This window comes from Nocardiopsis ansamitocini, from assembly GCF_030268225.1.
In the GTDB taxonomy this organism is placed as follows: domain Bacteria; phylum Actinomycetota; class Actinomycetes; order Streptosporangiales; family Streptosporangiaceae; genus Nocardiopsis_D; species Nocardiopsis_D ansamitocini.
In genome coordinates this window covers 1-1,189 of record NZ_BSQG01000029.1, presented here as the reverse complement: position 1 = coordinate 1,189, position 1,189 = coordinate 1, and the positions used below count along the sequence as shown (strand labels likewise).

The 1,189-nt window shown below is 60.9% G+C and carries 1 pseudogene; it reads right to left on the bottom strand.

The window, feature by feature from the left end:
- A pseudogene (locus tag QSJ59_RS24245) lies at nucleotides 1-1,189 on the bottom strand (hypothetical protein); the annotation flags it as partial.

Genomic DNA, 1,189 nt, shown 5'->3' with positions numbered 1-1,189 from the left:
GGTGGTGTTGTTGGTGGTGTTTTCGGGGGTGGGGGCGTTGGTGAGGTTGATGTCTCCCATGCTTTTGATGGCGTTGATGGTGGTGATGCCGCCGATGGTGGCGATGTGTTGGAGGGCTCCGGTGGAGGCGCCTGCGACGGCGGACATGCCGGAGGCTTTCCAGCCTTCTTCGGTGAAGGCGAGGTTGGTGAGGCCTTCTCCGACGTAGCCTTCGATGGCTCCGGAGGCGGAGACGACGCCGAGGTCGCGGAAGCGGTGGGCCCAGGTGGTGCCGTAGTCGTGGAGGGAGCGTGCGAGGGCGGTGGGGATGGTGTCGGCGAGGTGGTTGCGGGTGTTTTGGGGGAGGGGGGTGTTTTTGAGGAGGGTGTCGAGGTCGGTTTTGAGGGTGGGGGTGGGCCAGTTTTTGATGTAGGTGTCGGCGTAGTCGCTGCCGAGTTGGCGGGCGTTGTTTCTGCCGAGTTGGGTGGTGAAGTGTTTTTCGAAGACGTCGGCGGTGTCGTTGCGGAATTTGTTGGCTGTTTTGGGGTCGAGCCAGCCGGTGTCGTTGCGCCAGGGGGCGATGAATTGGTTGCCGTTGTTGCTGAATGTGTTGGTGAGGTCGTTGTTGAATTGGTTGGTGACGCCGGTTTCGGGGTCGGGGGTCTGGTCGGGTTTTTCGAGGTTGGTTGGGGTTGGGGTGGGGTCGGGGGTGGGTTTGGGTGTGGGGAAGGGGGGTGGGCCGATGTCGTTGGGGTTGAGGTCGGGGGTGTTGCGGGTGTTGATGGTGGTGATGTTTTTGTTGAAGAGGTGGCGGAGTTCTTTGGAGATGAGGGTGTCGATGCCGGTGGAGAGTGCGGAGGAGATGAGTCCTTCGATGAGGGCGCCGGCGGCGGCCATGCGGGTGAGTTCTTTGTCCCAGCCGTCGCGGTTTCCTTGATCCATTTGGATGCGTTGGATCAGCAGGTCCATGGTGACGCCGAAGAGTTGGGCGATGAAGAGGTTGCCCAGGAGGTTCCACACCAGCCAGTTGAGGATTCGTCGGATGGCTTGGTGTCGGACGAATTTGAAGAACGCGATCCAGGCGAGTGAGGAGCCGAATGTCCAGTAGGACATGGCGATGGCCCAGGCGATTTCGATGGCGAGTTGGATGAGTTGGCCGATGATCATCCATTTGGCGTACTCGACCTGGTTCGCGGCGTTGCGTGCGTAT